Annotated in this window: 1 protein-coding gene; it reads right to left on the bottom strand. The window is 51.7% G+C overall.

What is annotated here, in order from left to right:
* Positions 1–80: 80 nt before the first annotated feature.
* Positions 81–1914: hypothetical protein (locus tag KDK14_RS01910; RefSeq protein WP_257263327.1), on the bottom strand; the 1834-nt coding region annotated here is incomplete at its 5' end.

Raw genomic sequence — 1914 nt, 5'->3', positions numbered from 1 at the left:
TTGCGATAAATTGGTCTAAAAATTCCTGCTTCTTCGTCAAATAGCCCCGCTATTCACCTCACAAAACTGAATTTTTATCCTCAATTTTCTGTCGTCTTCGCTACGGGCGCTATTCTCGGACAGCCTCCTGGCGGTATCCTGTAGTTATCGATGTTTTCATACTCGGGCTGTTGGGGTGGGGCAGGATTAATCACCGGGGGATTGCTGCCCCCATTTGCCGTGCTCCCCTGGCGGCCTGTCAGCGGTTGGTAATGGCTGTGGGGGGGAGCAGGCAATATTCTTGCGTTCCCCCGGCTGTCTGACAAAGGTTGGTAATGGCCCTGCACAGAAGCAGGCAGTGCCCTGTTACCCCGGCTGATTGGCAACAGTTGGTAATAGCCCTGGGTTGAAGCAGGCACTGTACTCGTGTTCCCCTGGCTGGCGGGCAACGGTTGGTAAACGTTCCGGGGAGGAGAAGGCAGCGGTCTCTCAGTCCAGAGTCGGCGTACGGGTTGCTCTGGCACGGGTTGGTTACGGCCAGCATTGGCCGATGGTCTCCGGTAGTAAATGAGCACACCAATAACAACACCGATCAGTACAACAAGTGCCGTGCCCAGGGTGGCAATAGTGGCTACAACGGCAGGACTGAGCGATTTTGTTAGCGGTGATGTGGCAAATTGCGTAGAAACCGAACTGGAAGGGGGCGTGACTGTTAGCGTGGGTGCATGGGTCGGGGGCGTTGTATCAGAATTCGGGCTGGAAAGGTTCAAGGTTGGTATCGGCGGCGTTGTATCAGAATTCGGGCTGGAAATGTTCAAGGTTGGTATCGGCGGCGTCACCGTCTCTGTGACTGGATAGGTTAACGGAGGGTTATCGCAGTTTACTCTATTATCAAAAACGTCGTGGCAATACGATCTTGCCCCGGACTGGTTAATATCTGCACAGAAGTTAATATCTGAAACATCAAGACACTCCGGAGAACAGTCTTTTTTCCGTCCATCAACAAGAACCTGGCAAACAACGGGTTTATGTCCTGCGTTGATCGCTGCATCGGGATTTCGAGTTATGATGCTGCTGTTAAACACCTTGGTATTGGCGATATTTACTTTTGCCCCGGGTTCTATTTTTCCTGCGCCAATACCGGCAGTTGAGTAAAAGCGGGAGGTTTTCATCTGGCACTTCAGCGCCTTCGTGTTGGCGATAATTCCATCAGTTCTGCAAAATCCTGCGCCAATACCGGCATTGGCATAGTTACCACCGGTTGTCACATTGCTTTCTATTGCTATTGTCCCGGTAACAATTGTTTTCCTGCCAACAATTGTGCTGCTGGTAACAGTTTCTGCAAGTTGAGCAGTTCCTGCCCCAATACCGGCATCAGCATCGTGACCACCGGTTGTCACACTGCTGGCCAACGCTGCGGTGTCGATAACAGTACCCCTGTTCTCTCCCGCCCCAATACCGGCATCTGCCTTGTCACCTGAGGTTGTTACGTGGCATCGCTGCGCTGTTGTGCCCTCGACCATTCCATATATATTGTTTATTCCCGCCCCGATACCGGCTTTTGCCTCATCACCGGAGGTTTTTAGCGTGCAGCCTGTTGCTGTTGTGTTGGTAACAGCTCCGTTATCATTTACCCCTACCCCAATACCGGCATTTGCTTTTTTACTGTTGATTGTTTGCACGATGCAGCCGTGTGCTATCGTGTTTTTAACCTTTGACTTCACTGATATTCCCGCCCCAATACCGGCATGCGCTTTAACGTCAGGTGAGATTGAGCGACCTGAAATTGTCACATTGCAGCCCGTCGCATTCGTGTTGATAACGGTGCTGTTATCGACACTCTCTCCTGCGCCAATCCCGGCATCCGCCATGAGACCAGTGGTTGATACCCTGCAGTGCCGCGCTTTTGTGTTGGCAACCGTTGAATGTTTCGAT

Origin of the sequence: Endozoicomonas sp. ONNA2, assembly GCF_024606365.1 — a bacterium.
Taxonomy (GTDB): Bacteria; Pseudomonadota; Gammaproteobacteria; order Pseudomonadales; family Endozoicomonadaceae; genus Endozoicomonas.
This window is presented reverse-complemented; position numbering and strand designations above follow the sequence as displayed.